Raw genomic sequence first — 17,964 nt, 5'->3', positions numbered from 1 at the left:
TCTCGTTTGCTATGAATATTTAAGTGGGGAAATTTGTATCATTTGTCATTTGTCATTTGTCATTAAACGAAAGAACCAATGACCAGCATCCAATGACAATTGACAATTATCAATTATCAATTATCAATTATCAATTCCTGCCCCCTAATGACCAATGACCAATGACCAATGACAATCAAATCTAATAAGTTTTTCCCGTAACCGAGAGGCCCTCTAAAATTAGAGAAGGGGTATAGCAAGCACCATTCCATTCGGCATCCCCCCCGATGTCGATGACTTGTTTAAGAGCAGTATAGACATTTCCAGCCACCATTGTATCCTTGACACGCCCGATGACCTGACCGTTTTTGACCCGGAAACCGAGGTCTACATTAATGGAAAAATCCCCAGAAATTCCCGTAGAACCCCCGAGCATTTGATCCACAATGATCGCCTCATCTAATCCGGCAATCAATTCAGCTAAAGATTTAGAACCCGGTTGGATGAGCCAGTTAAACAGACCCGGAGTGGGATAACTGCCTAAACCGGGGCGAAATCCGTTGCCGGTGGTGCCGATTCCTAGTAATTTTCCGGTGGTGCGATCGCTGTAGAACTGCTGGAGCACCCCATTTTGAATAAAAATAATCCGTTGGGTGGGGGTGCCTTCATCATCAAAGGGACAACTATAAGGCCCCGCCTCTGGTTCTTGAGAAATGGTTAGAGACTCTGAAACAATTGGCGACCCGAGGCGATCGCTCCAGGGAGAGGACTGCTCCCAGACTCGCTTACCATTGATGGCTTCTTGGACCGTTCCCCAGAGCATATCCGCTGCTTTGGCGGTAAATAAGACAGGGATTCGGCCACTAATTGCCGGAGCATTTTCTTGACTCCAGGCTAAACGTTGCAAAATTTGTTGAGCCACTCCAATTGGTTCGAGACTTATGCGTTGGGTTTGGCCGTCGGATACACTCAGAAAATCTTCTGAGCGAATCCAGTCAGCGGAGAGATAGCAACTTAAAGTCGTGTCTTTATAGCTACAATCCAGACCATTGGAGTTAAGCAGGCGGGTGGTTTCGCTATCGCAATCCCATTCTCCATTGCAGAGAATTTCTGGGTAGGCATCGCGAATCAAGGCGATCGCCTCTTTTCCCCAGTCGAGCAACTGTTCCACCGGGACCATTTCCCCTAAATCGGGATAGGATGCGGAACGGTTGTCCGTCATTTCAATGGTTTCCGGCTGTCCCAAGGTACTCAAGGCGATCGCCTTTTCCACCAAGGATTTCGGGTCTACCGGCCCATAGGCGACGGCTAAACCCGGACGCCCATTCTTCCAGAGTCGCAGCGCCGTGCCTTCAGATTGCGCACTTTCGAGTTGTTTGAGACGATTCGCCTCAAAATAAACAGGGCGAGAGTGCGATCGCGACTGAAACACCTCCGCCGCCTCGACCCCTGCATGATGAGCCAGATCTAAGAGCTGTTCTGGCAGTTCCTCTGCTTGCAAATGTTCAGACCCCATGAGAATTCAAGGATGAAGGATGAAGGGTGAAGGGTGAAACAGCTAGGGTAAAATCAGAAATCTCTTTCCCCAACAGTTCACACTTGTAGAACGCAACTGGATGTTGCGGACGCGACAAGACTTCACACTTCACAACTTTACGCTAAGTTGAGTTCCTGTAATAGCCAAAATCCGGCAAAAGATTCCGAATTGGGATCGGTTTGAATGGCTAAAAAATGCACCCCTTGGGCTTTATCCTTGGTTTCGGCAAATCCAGCCGCTTCGGCGCGAGTGGTTTTATCTGTTAAATTCGCCAAAATCCATCGCTCATTAAACCCGGTTTCTAAAACCACCTGTCCGGGTTCTTCCAGTTCGGGCTTCAAAAACCCTAACTCTAGTCCTGACATCCATCCCGCTAGGGCTTTCGCCCGGTTTGAGAAGACAATCATCCCCGGAATGATGGTGTCTGTGCTGATCTGAGGCACTAAACTTTTTTCACCTAAAATGGGAAAGGCTTCTTTAAAGCCAATATCCCACTCGTTCATTTCTGCAAAGCTACCCGCCTCCAAGGTGACGAATGCCCAGCGATCGCCCTGTAGCGCATCGGGAAGGCGTTCCGGTTTCGGCGTTTCAAATTGCACCGAAGGAGTTAACCCCGCCCCTTGAAACCCCGGTTCTAAGGGATAAATGGTGTCCATCCGTTCCTGCAACCAACGGTATAGCGCGACAGTCCGCCGGGAGGGTTTGGAGGTAATTCCCAAATCCTTGCAGGCTTTTGTGATCATATTGTTCATCTGGCGACGGAAAAAGCGAATCTGCGTCGGCGGTTTGCCAGCCAGGGCGATCGCTTCGTTGATGGCATCTCCTAACCACATCGAATTGACTTCGCTACTGGAACAATATTTTGAAAAGCGCAACAACTCTTCCGTGGAGCAGGTATCGGTCGGACTCTCACAGATGAGCACTTCCCAGCGCTTTTTGCCATTCTCATCGAGAATCGGTTTGGAGTAAAAATCTAGTTCCCACGTTTTGCTCATCGATATTTTGCGCCGTTTTCCCAGCCTACTTTCTCTATGAGCGATCGTATCATTAACTGGAGTTGATCTATGATTCATATTGACGGCTCGTTTGGAGAAGGTGGGGGTCAGGTCCTCCGCACTGCCCTGAGTCTGGCGACCCTCACGGGGACTCCCCTCACCCTCGATCGCATTCGTGCTGGACGCCCTAAACCCGGTTTAGCCGCCCAACACCTCACCGGGGTCCGCGCCGCAGCGACCCTCTGCAATGCCAAAGTTTACGGGGACTCCCTGGGCTCTCAATATTTAGAATTTATTCCCCAATCCCCCCCTCAACCGGGTCACTATCGGTTTGATGTGACTACTGCCGGGTCCGTGAGTCTAGTCTTACAGACGATTTTGCTCCCTTTAGCCCTCACCCCAGGAGAATCCCGGATTACCCTATGCGGGGGGACCCATGTGGCCTTTAGTCCCGCTTTTCCCTACATTCAGGAGGTTTATTTACCGGCGATCGCCCGCATGGGAGTCTGTGCCGAAGTCACCTTAGTCAAGTGGGGGTGGTATCCCCGAGGTGGGGGCGAAATCCAACTCCGGGTGACCGGGGGCCAGCCCCTCTCGGGACTTAATCTCCAGGACCGGGGTAAACTTCAACAGGTGAGAGGATTAGCTGCCGTCACTGAACTCCCCTCTCACATTCCCCAACGCATGGCCAACCGCGCCGAAAATCGCTTACGCGAGGCCCAAATGAAAGTTCAGGTACAAACCACCCGGGAAAAAGGAATTGCTCCCGGGGCGGGCCTATTTCTAACGGCGGACTATCGCAATAGCACCGCTGGATTCAGTGCATTAGGGAAACAGGGATTGCCCTCGGATCAAGTCGCCGATCGCGCCTGTGATGCCTTGTTGGAATTTCATCACAGTGGTGCCGCTGTTGATATCTATCTCGCGGACCAATTATTATTACCTGCAGCCTTAGCCACATCTGACACCTATTATCATGCCCAAGCCCTTTCTTTACATTTAACCACCAATGCCGGAGTCATCGAACAATTTGGTCGGGCCAAAATAGAGATTAATCCAGACCAAAATCTAGTCTCAGTTTTCCCGCAATAGCTGACTTTTTTTGGAAATTTGCCCTTAACTCAATCCCTTAAAACAATGCACCCTGGTTAAATAGCATAAGATGGAAATTTGGCAATAATTATCTATTAAAAACAGCGAATCAAACTATTGACAGAAACAAACCCTTTAATGGGAGCTTCTATCTCCACCCACGAGCGTTGAATTCCCCCGGGATCGGGAATATATTCGTAATCTTCAATCAATTGCACTCGCCCATTGGCGGGAACTCCTCCGAGATACTGAGAAGGACCAGAAACAGCAGAACGAATCGCCAGACCCTGGGGTGTCACCAGTCCATTCACTTGGCGGCAAAACTGACCATTGGGAATCTCAGGCGTTTCCGCAACTGGGGATGGTGCCGTAGAAGTCCGTGGGGGTGTAGAGGGTCTGGGTCCTGCACTGCCGGAACAGTAGGCGAGATTGCCACCACTATTCGGGGGGCCATTGGAAATATAGCCTTCAACAGGTGCAGTGATTTTAATCCAAATTCGACCATCAGAACCGACAATGGGTTCAGCATCAGCAGCTAAAGTCACCGTGGCATTGGGGTCTACGCCGCCAATTTGGGTTTGACTGGGGTCTGGGGTCCGATGGACCGCTAAACCCCGGCGTTCCGTGACGCGACGGCACAGATCGGGGGGTTCTGCCTGTGCCAGAGGGGTGGCGATCGCCTTGGGTAGAGTGCTGGTTATGACACTCAGGAGGGCGATCGGGATTGTCCACAGATTTAACAACTTCATGGGTTAATTTTTGTCTCCAATTCAAACAGGTTCAGTCTTTAATTTTAGCGGTAAATTCTGATGTTAATGAAAAATTTATCAGAGTTTACCGAGATTTATATCGGGAAATTGGGGGAGCAGGCAAGGGAAAAATGGTTTAATTTTATAGGGAATTTCGGCTCAATTAATTCATTCTTCTGGGGGAAATTAAGTAATCTTTTTTGGCGGGGTGATGAAGATCCGGAAACGACTGAAGTCGTTACTACAAACGGGGGAAGGAACGACTGAATTTCCCATCCTCCCCATCTCCCCCATCTCCCCTATCGACACATAATTAAACTATCTGTAGAGACAAACCCCGATACTGGGGTCGTAATTTGTACCCACTCTCGTGCTTCTGAGTTGCGATCGCGTAGGATTTGATAATTGGGGATGAGAGTCACCCTTGCTCTAGGGGGGACGACACCTAGATAGGCGGCGGAACTGGTGGGTTCAGCGCGAATGACCAATCCATCCGGTGCCTCTCGACCTTCTACTTCACGGCAGAGATTGGCAGTTACGGGAGTGGGATTGAGGGGATTCGCAGAAACTCCTCCATTGCAGTAGATTAAGCTTTCCGTGGGGATATACCCGACGATTGGGGAGGAAATTTCAATCCAAGTCCGGGGTTCCCGATTTTGATCCGGCAGATACTGAGCATTCGGTGCGAGTAAAACCTGTGCTCCCGGTGCTAATCCACCGCGATTGGTAGCAAATCGGTTGGCATCGGCATGAACAGTGATGCCTTGGGGGGCCAGATTGGGGTCCACTCGACGGCAAAGGGAGGTTGTACCGAGGTTGGGAGAGGGGGTTTGGTTGGGGAAAGGGGTGGCAGTTCCGGTACAGGGGACAAAATTGCCCGAACTTCCGGGTTCGCCGTTAGAAACGTACCCCCGCACGGGTGCTATGATTTCAAACCAAACTCGACCATCGGGACCGGGAATCTGGCGAGCACCTTCGGCGAGGGTGAGGGTGCCATTAAAATCGACGCCTCCGATCGCAGCCGAGTTGGGGTTGGGTTGGGAACGGATCGCCAGTCCCTGTTGTTCGGTGACTTGCCGACAGAGGGTGCCTGTTGCCTGCGCCAGTTGTAAGGGGGATTGCGCGGTGGTGGCGGGGATGTTGAATCCCGTGGAGGCGATCGCCCAGAGGCCCAGTCCTACCCCTAGAATGGTCCGATTTTTAAACGGTTTCATCACTATCCTTCTTTACCCTTGCGAAACTTTATTTTAATTTTAGGGAGCGATCGCCACAAACGGAGACCTGTGTTGGCGGTGAGTTCCCAACTTTAGAGCGATCGCTTTTGGCCGGATAATGTTTCCACTCTTGAGTAATTTTCAGCTAGGGTGTCAGAACTTTCCACCCTATTCCAAGGACAATCTTGCTATCTCATCCGATTCAGAGGGCTTTTTAGCACTCGATGCTATCATCCACCTATCTACCCTATTCTTTGACAGGTTTTATGAAGATTGTTAAAAAGGACATCGATTGGGCAGTCTTGGAAGGAATTCTCTCCCCAGAACAAGGAGAATCCCTCTGGAATGCACTCCAAAAGCGGACGAGTAACCGCCCCCAGTTTAATTTCGCCAATGTTGCCTACTATTTTGGAGCATTCATTGTGCTGTCAGGAATGAGTTGGTTTATGACTTTAGCTTGGGAGGAGTTTGGGGGCAAGGGTTTGTTATTCTTAGCTTGCTTTTACGCTTTTTTGTTTGTCCTTGCCGGGAACACTCTGTGGTTTAAGCAAAATTTAAAAATACCGGGCGGACTCCTGTTTACTATTGCAGTCTGCATGACTCCCCTGGCTGTGTTTGGCCTGGTAAGTCAGATAGAATCATGGCCGATTCCCTATCTTTACGATGCTCCTTATACCTATTTTATTCAGGAAAAAAGCATTTTTATTCTGATGGAGTTAGCTACTATTTTGGTGGGATTGATTGCAATAAAATTTATAAAATTTCCTTTTTTAACAGCTCCAATTGCCTTGGCTTTTGGATTTTTATCTATTCATCTCACTGCTGTCAGTGTTTTTTATACTACCGGGGAAACCTGGTGGTCCTACCAAGACTATTGGGTATTTTTCTGGTTTGGATTGATTTGTTTGATGGTGGCCTACTGGGTGGATGTAAAAACCAGCCGCATTGAAGAAGATTATGCCTTTTGGCTTTATTTATTTGGGTTGATGTCGTTTTGGTTTAGTATGACCTTCATGGGACTGGCTTTCTCCGGTAACCCTCTTATTTATTTGTTCATTAATCTCGGCTTAATTTTGTTGTCAGTTTTGTTGCACCGACGGGTTTTTATCGTATTTGGAAGCCTAGGGATTTCCTTGCTATTATATGATTTATCCTATCGAACGTTTCAGGGGTCTTTGTTGTTTCCCTTAACTTTAATGGTGTTGGGACTGTTGGTGATTTATGCCGGGATTCAATATCAGCGCAATGAGGAGGCGATCGAGCGATTGATAGTGGGCAATTTGCCGATGAGTATTCGAGACATTTTACCTCGTCGGCGTTCATAACGGGGTCTTAAACTCATGAAAATTCCCCGTTTTAGGGTGAAAGAATGGAGTAAAAAACTTATTCATTATCTCTATATCTGTAGGCCCATTGGCTTGAATGCCCCTACAGATATAGAGGTTCTCTCTCCAAAATTCGTCAGTCCTGAGATGTTTTGGAGAACAGCCGGGTCCGGGAATTAAGTCGGAGGAATAACACGGTGATTTCCTCCGCAGCTCGCCAGGAAGTTTAAGCCCAGTTTCTTAATCATTTAATCCGGTTAAACTATCCGCGTAGGGATTAATAAATTCCGGTTGGAGTAAGGCCGGTTTTTGGCCGTTTTTCGAGTGTTTTTCCAGTTTCGCCTCTTGTTGATAACGAAGCACTGGGAGGTGCATCAATTCTTGTCGATAAATTTGGAAAATCCGGTTTAATGAATTAGCGATTCTATCCCAGCTTGCTTTTTCTGTCAAGTTTTGAGCGACTTGTTTAATCAGTTCATCCTCTTCGCTATTTTGGACGAAGGCTTGGAGGCGATCGCCATCGGTCAAAACGGTCGCTTGGTAAACTTCTCCCTCGCACCACCACAATTCCCCCTGACTGAGCAACCAAGTCAGCAAGTAGGTTTCTGCATATTGTTCTGTAACCCAAGTCGAGATTTGCATAAACTCCATTTTTGGTCCATTTAATGGTCAGCGTTGACTTTGGCGATCGCGATCGCTCGTCACTCTATCTCGAACACTCACCCTCGATCCGGTTACTCTCTTAAAATTTTTGCTGAGGGTTTATGATCAGCGAAAATATTTAACCCTCATTCATCGCCATGAAGCCGCCATTTTCTCCTAAAACAATTAATTATTCCCAGGTGATTCATCTGAGTCACCCGATCGCCTCCAATATCCCCCAATGGCCGGGAGATCCTCCTGTTGAGTTCGAGGCGATCGCCACCTTATCTACCGATGGCTATTATTTACGCCGCTTTGCGATGGGAGAACATAGCGCCACCCATCTGAATGCACCCAATAGTTTTTATCCCGAAGGAGTAGGAATTGAGACTTATTCTGCCGAGTCCTTAATTGTCAAAGCCGTTGTGATCAATATCTGTCAAATGGCCGATGAGAATCCAGATTATACTCTAACTTGCGCTGATGTATTGGCCTGGGAAGCCGAACAAGGGGAAATCTCTGCTGGGACGGTAGTCTTATTATATACCGGCTGGCAGCACAAGTGGTCCGACCCCGATGCTTTTATCAACCAGCAGCACTTTCCTGGTTTTGCCCCAGAAACCACCCAATTTTTGCTCGATCACCGTCAGATTGGCGGCGTGGGAATTGATACGCATGGGGTCGATGGGGGACAAGATTTGACCTTTGCCACCAACCGGCAAGTATTGGAACAACCACGCATTGTCCTGGAAAATCTCACAAACTTGAACCAGTTGCCACCCACGGGAACAACCTTGGCGATCGCGCCGTTGCAGTTGGTCCAGGGTTCCGGTTCTCCCGCCACAGTGTTGGCATTTTTGCCGTGAAAATAGCCAGGGTTCTCCGGTGGAGTGGGACAGAGTGCCGACGGGTTCACAACCTCTCCCCCGGGTTGCCATGTCCATTGCGATCGAGCCATTTCAATAATGCCTGTTCCAATTCCGGGGAAAGTTGCACCGGCAAAGTTCCGGATCGAACGTGCAAATCTCGTTGAGCAAAGGGAATTTCTACCCCGATATGGTGCAGCAAGGAGAAAATCCGGAAATACAAATCGCTTTTAATCCCAAACTGCTGACTGGGTTCCGAGATCCATATAAGCAGTTCAAAATCTAAAGAACTGCTGCCAAACCCTTTGAAAAGAACCCGGGGTGGGGGAACCAGCAAGACATCGGGATGTCCTTTGGCAGCATCTAACAGGGCATTTTCGACCTGGCGGACATCAGAAGTATAGGCGACGCCAACGGGCAGATGCAATCGAGAGACCGGGTTGCGGTGGGACCAGTTAATCACCTCGGTTTCCAAAAACTTGGAATTCGGCACAATAATAAAAATCCGGTCTAAGGTTTGGATGGTGGTACTGCGACCCCCAATGCGCTCAATGGTCCCGACATATTGACCGACTTCGACAAAATCCCCGATTTGAATGCGACGCTCAAAAACGAGAACGATGCCACTGCCAAAGTTTTTGGCGATATCTTGAAACCCGAAACCAATCCCTACACCTAGGGCACTAGCAACGATGGTGAGGGAGGTGATATCTAGTCCCCAGAGTTGCAGGAGGACGACGCTGCCGATGATGATCAGGGAGTATTTGGTGACGATGGAGATGGCTTCTTCTGCACCCCGATTCAGTCCCGCCAGACGCAAAACCCGCGATCGCAAGGCATTGGTTGCCATGCCTGAGATGGCGACTACCCCAATTAGCATCCCTGTGATGATTAGCAGATCGATGACGCTGTAAGAGCGTTCCGTCAGGGTGATAATGGGGGTGGTAAAGGAGGTGACCAGGACGGTGGTGATCTGGTAGCTCCATTGTCGGGTTAAGGGGAAGAGGTTGGCAATATAAAGAAGGGTCCCCACTGCCAAGACGATGCGGAAGAGTGTCCCGAGGAGGGTGAATAATAAATCCATTGCACCGATGGAGTTGTCCGTTTCTCCCTCGGAGTTTGTGCCTCTGAAGCGATCGCGCAAGGGTTGGCGATACCGTCGCCACATTTGGGTTAATCCGCGATTCAGGACCAAGATGGCGATGATAATGGCAATGGCGTGAATCAGCGATCGCTGGATAAATCGACCCTGGCGTTCTCTTCGGGCTTGTTCTAGGGCCTCTTGAATATCCCGCATCCAAACTTCAGCTTGCGCTTGGGGGGTGAAGTTATCCTCCGTATCCCCGGCAGTGACGGTGACTAAGAGGCGATCGTTGAGGTAAATGGCGGGCAGTTGATTCGTTTCGCGCACCTCTAGCTCAAAGGGCATGGCCGAATCTGCAACGGATTGGAGCTGATTTTCAATCACGTTGGCGCGAACATCGGCGGGATATTCCCCCGCACGAGTGACAAAGAAAAGGCGTCTCCCATCCAAGCTAACGGCAGCTTGTGCTTGTTGGAGTTCCTGATTGAGCCATTCCGAGCGGAATTGGGCGATGTAGGGCTCAGGTTGTGCCCTGGCGATCGCCTCCTGGGACTGTCCCACTGGCGCAACCCACTTTAGATGTGAAGGGTTTACGGTGGCTCCAGCCCTAGGCATCGGCGTTAGGGACAGGAGTCCGATGAGGGCCAGCAAAGTGATGAGGGTTGCCCCGATCTGGGGTTTAAAGTTCCCAATTCGAGAGGGATTAGCGGTTCTTCTTGGTTTCACGACGAAGCTCAATGGCTTGATTTTGGACTCACCCGACATCGACAGTCGATTTTAATTGTCCTTATTTTGCCATTCCCTAGAGGAAAACAGACGCGGTTATCCTCTCGTTTTTTGTATTTTAAAGTTGAGACAGGCCAGGAGGATATCCCATAAAACTCGGAGTCTATGTCACCTTTATTGTTGCTACAAATATTTTGGGACTAAAGGGGTCGCTCCACCCTTGGCGCGACCCTTGTTTTGGGAAAAAATAGCCGATTCCTTCGGTGACCTGCTACTTTTTTATTCTGGTGAAGGTGCAATGATTTTTTTTTAATAAAAGTGCAGTTTAATTAATTCTTAAGATTTCTGAATTCGGGAAAGTTCACCGCAAAAAAGTCCCCGAAAATGATTTTCCGGAAAATTAATTTACAAAACTGTACGGATTGGGGGTTGGAATCTGAGTATAGAGCTTGAATAAGTACCCGGTTTGATCGGGCGAGCGCCTGCATTTCCCATCCCAGAGGGAATGTTGCCAGAAGACCCGTTCTGCGAAATTTCGGTTCCCTAGAACGGCATTTAGATTGCAATATTCTTCAGGGATTAACCTGAGGTGATCAGGAAATTCCGTAGAAACACGGGATGGGCAGGATGGATTGCCAAGAGATAACCATCATTTAGGTGAGCGAGGTGATTTCTGCTAGACCCCTGGCGGTTGTTCACAGAAGAGGACCTGACCACCTGAAGGGTACGACTTTCAAGAAAGGCGTTTCCCAATGACGAACCCTATCAGGGGACGATCTGGGGGCTTTTTTATGCCCAGATTGGGTCTGAATTTAACGCTTTGTCCGACTCAGGAGGCGAACAATGAACATTCAACAGCTTGCAATTGGCACTTTAGCGGTTATTGTTACAGCGGATTTAACCCAAGAGGCCAGTGTCAGTCCCGGTGGAAGGTCCCCAGCACTGGCATCCCCAGCTAGTAACGAAGTCCACGACCCTCACCACCCTGGCGAGGATGCATTACAGCACTATGCTGTGGTTATCCCTGGCGATCGGGACAAAATGCTGGATCCCAGTCTAAATGACTTCAATCCGAGTGCTCCGACTTTGTGGGCCTCTGGGGAGCATCAAAAGCCATTAACCGACCTAGAAGGTCACTGGGCCAAAGAATTTATTGAAGTGCTGCAAGCACAGGGTATTATTCTCGGCTTCCCCGATGGCAGTTTTCAACCCGATGCAGCGATGACTCAGGCCCAATTTGCGGCAGTGCTGCAACGAGCCTTCCAGGGCCGCTATCTCTCGGAGGATGAGCCGTTGAGTGCAGAGGTTCCGGGGGACGATTGGGCGGAAACTGCGATCGCCGTCGCATCGTTCAGAGGATGGATGGGAGGAGATCCAAACCAAGGGTTTGAACCCAACCAACCGATCCCCCGATTGCAAGTGTTAATCGCCCTAGTTAATGGCTTAAACTTAAAACCCCCCAGGGACATCCTGGGAAATGTAGACACTTATTTTTCTTCCTCGGCATCGATTCCCGCCGATGCACAAGAACCCCTAGCCGCGGCGATTCTCCTGTTAGAGAAACTGGAACAGCATCGGCGTCTTTATGGAGGGACAATCCCAAATGACTGGTTTTCCAATCCCGATCGCATCGCCACCCGTGGGGAAGTCGCCGCTTTTATTTACCAGGCCCTGGCGATCGTTGAGGCAGAATCCTCCGGAAACGAGCTTCCTACGGTTTCTAGGTCTCAATCTGTAACCCCCACCGGGGAAAGTCCAGAAATAACTGCATCACTTTTTCCCGCGTTCCCAGCAGAAAGCGTGGTCCCCCTGTTTCCTCAATCCCCGGAAACTCCTGAGAATCCGGATGAATCCCTGGACAACTTCCATCAGAGCGATCGCCCCGCAGTCGAGTCCCGATTCTCCCCACCCAGTAATCGTTGGGGGATTGGAGGGGAAGGATTTGTAATGACCGCAGGGGATCTCGAACCCTTCGAGGATCTCGACTCCCAAGCGGTTCCTAGTGAGGAGACGGTGATCCAGGGCGATCGCTTTCAACCCACTTGGGAAGGGCACTCCCGCCCCTCCGAAAGCCTCAGCGCCTTGTTACCCCCTCGTCCCGTCACCCCCACTCTCTCGGAAGCCTCCCCAGACCCCCTGGAAGATAGCATCAGCCTCCGTTTAGAAACCTTACGCGGCAGAATTCAATCGACTCCCTCTCTGGTCCCCGAACTGCCCCCCCTAGCAGCAGCCGGTTCCTACCTTCCAGAACCGGGCGAACTCTTTCAAGGCTATATGTGGCCCGCCAGAGGCGTCTTTACCTCCGGGTTCGGAATGCGTTGGGGACGAATGCACAAAGGAATTGATATTGCTGGACCGATTGGCACACCGATTATGGCGGCAGGAACTGGCATCGTCACCTTTGCTGGCTGGAATTCTGGTGGATATGGAAACTTAGTGGAAATTGAGCATCCCGATGGCAGTCTCACTCGCTACGCTCACAATCATCGCATTTTGGTCAGCGCCGGTCAGTCGGTGATTCAAGGTCAACTGATTGCGGAAATGGGCAGTACAGGTAATAGTACGGGTCCTCACTTACATTTTGAACTCTATCCTCCGGGTACCGATGCGGCGGATCCGTTAGCCTATCTTCCTGGCGATCGCCAGAAGCTGCGGGTCGATTCTACGGTGGGACAAGCGGTCTATTCTCGGTGATTTGTCATGGGTCATTTGTCATTTGTCATTGGTCCTTTGTCCTTTGAATTGTTGAATACTCAGGACCAACACCCCTAGCAACAACCAATGACCCATGACCAATCACAAATGACCAATGACCCATGACTCATCACCCGGATGAACGGGAGAGGACAGATAACGCTTTCACGGTTTCAGGATGTCGTCCCAGTTGTCCTGTCATTAATCGCAGGGCCAATTGCTTGACTGGAGGCAGGGTTCGCAATCCCCATAATCCGAGATGACGGAGGATAACTGCCGGTAAGAATTGATTAGAAAACAGGCGATCGAGAAGATCTGTAAAGCCTAAAATGGTCAGATTTTCTAGTTTTCGCCAGCGTTCATATCGTTTGAGGACTGCCAGGGAACCGATATCTTCCCCCCGGTGATGCGCTTGGGTGAGAATTTCCGCGATCGCCGCTGCATCCCGAATCCCCAAATTTTGTCCTTGTCCCCCCACCGGATGACAACAATGGGCCGCATCTCCAATTAAAGCAAGGCGCGGTTGCACATAGCGACTGCTTTGCATGAGTTGCACGGAAAACACCCGGCGATCGCTAATCGGTTGGACTCGTCCCATTTGTTCGCCATACCGTTTCTGGAGTTCCAATAAAAATTCGGCTTCATCCAAGGCAGCTAAGGCTTTGGCTTCTGCGTGGGGTGCAGTCCAGACAATATTACAGCGATTTTCAGTTAGGGGTAAAATGGCAAAGGGTCCGCTGGGCCAAAATCGTTCGTAAGCAATATTGCCGTGAGGTTTTTCCGGTTTAACTTGGACTGTAATACAGGATTGCCAATATTTCCAACCGCGAGTTTTGATGCCTGCTGCTTCGCGAATCCGCGATCGCGACCCATCAGCAGCAATTAACACCCGGGTGCGAATTCGTTGGGTTTCGGGGTTTTCCTCAACCCTTGAGCGAACTTCTAGCACCACGCCATCGAATTGGTACTCCACTCCCAAAACCTCCGATGGACAGTTCCAAGTCACATTGGCACAATCGGTGAGAAAATCCTGCAACGCCGTGAGTAATACCTGATGTTCCCCCACATAACCGAGGGTTTCTCGACCTAAATCACCCGGTTGAAAGCGCACCCCTTCTTGTCCAGAATCGGAGAGACTAATTTGATTAAATGGGGTAATTTTCGGTAAAATCCGCTCCCACACCCCCACCGCCTGGAAAATTTGTCCGGATAACAGGGACAGAGCATAGACTTGATTTCGGGATGAGGCAACCGACGGAGGCAATGCCTCAATTAGCACAACTTTTAAACCGGAATCTTTTAAAGAGGCGGCTAAAGTTGTCCCAGCAATTCCACCACCGGCGATCGCAACATCATAATCAAAAGCCGATTCCGATCCGCAAGTAACAGGTGTTTCGCGAGTAAGCTGCTGTAAGGGCATGGTTATCGAGGTTTCTCAAAACACATAAAGATAGGTCCTATTCCTTATCATTGTGCCGCAAATCGCAATTTCAGGCTAGATGGGGGAGATGGGGTAGATGGGGAGGATTGGGACTTCTGTCGTTTCTTCCCCTGTTTGTAGTAACGACTTCAGTCGTTTCCGCGTGACGAAAGCGTCAGCTTTCGTCACGCACTCTGCGGTTGTATGGGGACTGGGGAAGTTACAGACCCTCCCCTGTCATGGCTTCAGCCATGACAGGGGCTTCTTGCGGCTTAAGCGCCTGGTTGAGGGACTGGATGCTTTGCCTCCAATGGGCGTGACGAAAGCTGCCGCTTTCGTCACGCGGAAACGACTGAAGTCGTTACTACAAACAAAAGAGGAGAACGACTGAAGTCGGGAGGTTGAACCTCTCCCCATCTCCTCATTTTTTCCTAAAATTGATACTCAATTCCTGTGACAAAATCAACCCGTAAATTGGGATTATCTAAAGATGGGTTATTAGCGTATCTCAAAATCAAGTTGTTATTAAAAGACCATCCTTGAAGAAGAGGAATTCCTAAAGTAGTCGAAGATTCCATGTAATAGTCTTCCACATCATCAAAGGGCAGCTCAAAGGTTAGAAATTGACGCAAGGTGAGAAAATCAAAGTACAGATCTTTATAGCGCATCCGATACTGAGCCACGGGAAAATCCAAATCATCCCGGCGGCGGTTGGATTCTTCGTAACGAATGCCTAGACCCAACTGCATATCAAAGGAGCGATCGGGACCGGCGCGCCAGATGTTAATCCCTGGCCCGGTATATAAATTGGTCCGAATATCAATCCCATCGGGTTCATCCCGACGGACTAAGGAACTGATAAAATATTGATAGCGTTCCGTGGCATGATGGCGATATTCGGCATCAATTTGACCTTTGATTTGATTATCGTTTTCCGGAGAAACTCGACTATCATCATAGTCATTGGTGAAGCTGATTCGGAAATCTACTTCATCCGTCGGCCATTGGCGTTCCAGTGCGAAGTTAAAGGTGGTTTCACTGGTGATTTTGTCCCCGGAAAAGAAGGAAGCACCCAGTCCCACTTGACCTTCCCACCCGGTGGGTTCAAAGGGAAAGAGGGCGAGGGGTTCTGTCGATTGAGTGCCCCGGGCAATGTCACGACTTTCGGATAAAATAGCGAGGGAGCGATCGCCGAGTCCGATCGCGTTGTAGGTGAGGGCAATCTCGGCTAATAAGCTGGATTTTACCCCGGGGTCATCTAGGCGATTTGCTGTTGCTAATGCGTCCGAGAGCAAGTCCGCAGCGGTTGAGGCTTGTCCCAGTTGAAAATAGGCTCTGGCGATCGCAATTTTGGCCCGAACCCGCACCGAGTCGGCTTCGATATCATTGGCGGCGCTTAAGGCATCAGCCAAGAGAGTTTGGGCCCGTTCTTCCTGGCCGATCGCCCCATAGTTTAGGGCAATTTCAATTAATAATCGGGCCTTGGTTTCCGGTTCTTCTAGGGTATTAATGACCTCTAAGGCTTCTTCTAAAATCTGCTGGTTTGACTCTGTAAATCTGTCAATTTGTTGAGCAAATACTGGAAATTGAGCTAAAAGTTTCTCAGTAATTTGACCCCCTGGCTTTTCCTCGAATTGGGTCAAATTATAAGTTTCATTGATTCTTGAGTCTCTGGGTGAAGAGAAAGAAACAATGGGAGGTTGCGATCGCCCAGGAGAAATCCAGGTTAAATTAGCCAGAAAAACTCCGATTACTACTCTGGTGCTTAAAATATTCAACTTGGGTACTTTAATGATTGAAGGGTGTCCTTGCACTTCGGTTTAATTGAGAGAAAGTTACACTGATAATTTACAGGGGATCAACTGACTAACCTGGGGAGTTTTAGGTCAATTTTCTGGTGATAATTCCGTAGATTTTACTCCAGCAACAACCGGCGGGGGATAAATCCCCCGCCTAACAGCTAAAGTCGGTTGAAACCGACTGAAAACACCACGGGATAAGACTTACTTTAGCTATGAGGCCCCCAATCGTTTAAACCCCCGCCGGGTGTCGCCACTGCTGCAAGATGTCAATTAATACCGACTATTCTCCTGGATTCTCTGGGCTAGATTCAGGGGAATAGTCAGAGGCTTCCTCCCCTTCAATGACCTGAGGAGGCATCTGAATTAATTCTTCCACATTCAGGTTAGTGTTTCCCTGCTCTGAGGACTCGACGTGATGGGGAGTCGCCACAACCGAACTCGTATCGATTTGTTGCGCCAGATTTTTTTGTCCGATCTCTAAAAACCATTTGTATTCATACAAGGTTTCAGGACGGGCATACTCGGCACAGAATTGCCACTGTTCCAATGCTTCAGCCCTGCGCTTCTGTTGTTGATAAACTTCCGCCAGCATACAGTAGGCCATTCCCCCACCTACCTGAGAATTTAAAATCTGATCATCAAATTCTATCGCCTCTTTTAACTCTTGTTCGGCTCGGTCATATTCTTGTTGTTTTAACAGAGACCAACCCAAGTTTTTATGGAGTTGATATTGGAGATTTGTTTCTTGGGGGTCAACCCGTTGCAATCCTAGAAGCAGTAATGATTCGGCAATCTTGTACTCATTTTGAGGCGTTCCTGGATTAAATTTCTGGATGTAGGTCCGCCCCGCATTATTAAAAGCTTGGGCATCTCCATACTGAATTCCCTGTTTGTACTGTTCTAATGCCAAATCAAGTGAACCCAGAGATTCATAAATTACACCTAACGCAACTTTAACCTCTATATTTTCGGGATCAAGTTTGCTGGCATTTAGATATTTGTTGTGAGCTTTATTTAAGTCCCCCTCTTCATAATGATCAATCCCTTGCTCATAGTAAATACTGCCGATGTAGGGTAAAGAGTTATTTACCCCATAACTGCCTACAGTTAGCATTCCCGATGCCATAAATATGGCCGGATTGTGAAACGGTTCAGGAATGTTAAGTTTAAATAGGAAGGCTTTTACTTTTGTCTTGCCATCTGTAGTGAGTACACCTTTACTCAGGGCACCTAATCCAGCAACTTGGGCGATGCTGCCAAAGGCTTCTGACACTCCTAACCCTCCGCTAGAAAATGCCTGAAACGTATTAATCATAAAGCTACCAGCTAAGACCAATGCACCGGCAGTCAATGAATCCCATATCCAATCAAATCGTTTCCAGTTTGGGGTTTCTTTGGGAACGCTCAAAAACCACCACCAATTACTTTCTGGTGGGTTGAAAGTGGGGCGAGACTTCTCAAGTTTATCATCGGAGGCGATCGCCGAAGCTTGTGCTTTCAGGCGCTCATCTAAGTCGAGGAGTTTGACCAGACTTTCCCCAGCGACTTCAACTCCTGGGTTACCAATTGTACTGAGAGCATCCCGAGCGCTCATCACCTCCAAGACTTGCTCTAAAGTGGGTGAATTGGGTCCGGATTCCTCGATCGCCGCCAGTGCTGTCCCATAGCGGATAAGTCCTGATTTGAACGCCGATTCAGTTCTGTCATCAGGGGAATTGAACATTCGCAAAACTCCAAAATTCAGCAGGATTCATAGAAAGTAGTCTGGGGGCATTATACGGCCTTAATGAGCCAATGGCAATCAAAATCCCATCAGTTCCACTCACCCCCAACCCATAC

General features: G+C 49.1%; 14 protein-coding genes. 5 read left to right on the top strand and 9 right to left on the bottom strand.

The genetic code is table 11. The features are described 5' to 3' along the window. Positions 1 to 181 precede the first annotated feature (181 nt). Positions 182 to 1,495 (bottom strand): TldD/PmbA family protein, encoded by a 1,314-nt coding sequence (locus tag NG795_RS10320; RefSeq protein ID WP_367288582.1) that lies wholly within the window; start codon positions 1,493 to 1,495, stop codon positions 182 to 184. Between the two features lie 137 nt (positions 1,496 to 1,632). After that, positions 1,633 to 2,511, bottom strand: a complete 879-nt coding sequence (locus tag NG795_RS10315; RefSeq protein WP_367288581.1) for a Tab2/Atab2 family RNA-binding protein — start codon at positions 2,509 to 2,511, stop codon at positions 1,633 to 1,635. A gap of 69 nt (positions 2,512 to 2,580) precedes the next feature. Between NG795_RS10315 and rtcA the strand changes: the two genes are divergently transcribed. Continuing rightward, positions 2,581 to 3,603 (top strand): RNA 3'-terminal phosphate cyclase, encoded by a 1,023-nt coding sequence (gene rtcA / locus NG795_RS10310; protein WP_367288580.1) that lies wholly within the window; start codon positions 2,581 to 2,583, stop codon positions 3,601 to 3,603. A 95-nt stretch (positions 3,604 to 3,698) separates the two neighbouring features. Here rtcA and NG795_RS10305 read toward each other — a convergent pair whose 3' ends face one another. Next, the gene (locus NG795_RS10305) at positions 3,699 to 4,352 is read right to left on the bottom strand and encodes an SH3 domain-containing protein (protein WP_367288579.1); all 654 of its coding nucleotides are present in this window, start codon (positions 4,350 to 4,352) and stop codon (positions 3,699 to 3,701) included. A gap of 60 nt (positions 4,353 to 4,412) precedes the next feature. Here NG795_RS10305 and NG795_RS10300 point away from each other — a divergent pair, with 60 nt between their 5' ends. Next, positions 4,413 to 4,619, top strand: coding sequence for a hypothetical protein (locus NG795_RS10300; RefSeq protein WP_367288578.1), 207 nt, complete (start codon positions 4,413 to 4,415; stop codon positions 4,617 to 4,619). A 32-nt stretch (positions 4,620 to 4,651) separates the two neighbouring features. Here the strand turns inward: NG795_RS10300 and NG795_RS10295 are convergent, their stop codons facing one another. Further along, entirely contained in the window at positions 4,652 to 5,566 is a 915-nt protein-coding gene (locus NG795_RS10295) for an SH3 domain-containing protein (RefSeq protein ID WP_367288577.1), read from the bottom strand. A gap of 266 nt (positions 5,567 to 5,832) precedes the next feature. On the opposite strand from NG795_RS10295, the gene NG795_RS10290 reads away from it, so the two are divergent. Beyond that, positions 5,833 to 6,891, top strand: coding sequence for a DUF2157 domain-containing protein (locus NG795_RS10290; RefSeq protein WP_367288576.1), 1,059 nt, complete (start codon positions 5,833 to 5,835; stop codon positions 6,889 to 6,891). Positions 6,892 to 7,131: 240 nt separating this feature from the next. On the opposite strand, the gene NG795_RS10285 is transcribed toward NG795_RS10290, so the two are convergent. Next, on the bottom strand, positions 7,132 to 7,533 hold the full coding sequence (locus NG795_RS10285; RefSeq protein ID WP_367288575.1) for a hypothetical protein: 402 nt from the start codon (positions 7,531 to 7,533) through the stop codon (positions 7,132 to 7,134). Between the two features lie 158 nt (positions 7,534 to 7,691). On the opposite strand from NG795_RS10285, the gene NG795_RS10280 reads away from it, so the two are divergent. After that, positions 7,692 to 8,399 (top strand): cyclase family protein, encoded by a 708-nt coding sequence (locus tag NG795_RS10280; protein WP_367288574.1) that lies wholly within the window; start codon positions 7,692 to 7,694, stop codon positions 8,397 to 8,399. 46 nt (positions 8,400 to 8,445) lie between these two features. On the opposite strand, the gene NG795_RS10275 is transcribed toward NG795_RS10280, so the two are convergent. Beyond that, entirely contained in the window at positions 8,446 to 10,209 is a 1,764-nt protein-coding gene (locus NG795_RS10275) for a mechanosensitive ion channel family protein (RefSeq protein WP_367288573.1), read from the bottom strand. Between the two features lie 843 nt (positions 10,210 to 11,052). On the opposite strand from NG795_RS10275, the gene NG795_RS10270 reads away from it, so the two are divergent. Then, positions 11,053 to 12,903, top strand: a complete 1,851-nt coding sequence (locus NG795_RS10270; RefSeq protein WP_367288572.1) for a peptidoglycan DD-metalloendopeptidase family protein — start codon at positions 11,053 to 11,055, stop codon at positions 12,901 to 12,903. Positions 12,904 to 13,033: 130 nt separating this feature from the next. On the opposite strand, the gene NG795_RS10265 is transcribed toward NG795_RS10270, so the two are convergent. The 3 genes from NG795_RS10265 to NG795_RS10255 all read right to left on the bottom strand — a co-directional run bounded on the left by NG795_RS10265 (position 13,034) and on the right by NG795_RS10255 (position 17,848). Beyond that, on the bottom strand, positions 13,034 to 14,323 hold the full coding sequence (locus tag NG795_RS10265; protein ID WP_367288571.1) for an FAD-dependent hydroxylase: 1,290 nt from the start codon (positions 14,321 to 14,323) through the stop codon (positions 13,034 to 13,036). Positions 14,324 to 14,754: 431 nt separating this feature from the next. Further along, on the bottom strand, positions 14,755 to 15,966 hold the full coding sequence (locus NG795_RS10260; protein WP_367288570.1) for a DUF481 domain-containing protein: 1,212 nt from the start codon (positions 15,964 to 15,966) through the stop codon (positions 14,755 to 14,757). Positions 15,967 to 16,405: 439 nt separating this feature from the next. Then, a complete protein-coding gene (locus NG795_RS10255) occupies positions 16,406 to 17,848 on the bottom strand; it encodes a tetratricopeptide repeat protein (RefSeq protein ID WP_367288569.1) in 1,443 nt (480 codons plus the stop codon). Positions 17,849 to 17,964 lie beyond the last annotated feature (116 nt).

Source organism: Laspinema palackyanum D2c (assembly GCF_025370875.1).
GTDB classification, from domain to species: Bacteria; Cyanobacteriota; Cyanobacteriia; order Cyanobacteriales; family Laspinemataceae; genus Laspinema; species Laspinema palackyanum.
This window is presented reverse-complemented; position numbering and strand designations above follow the sequence as displayed.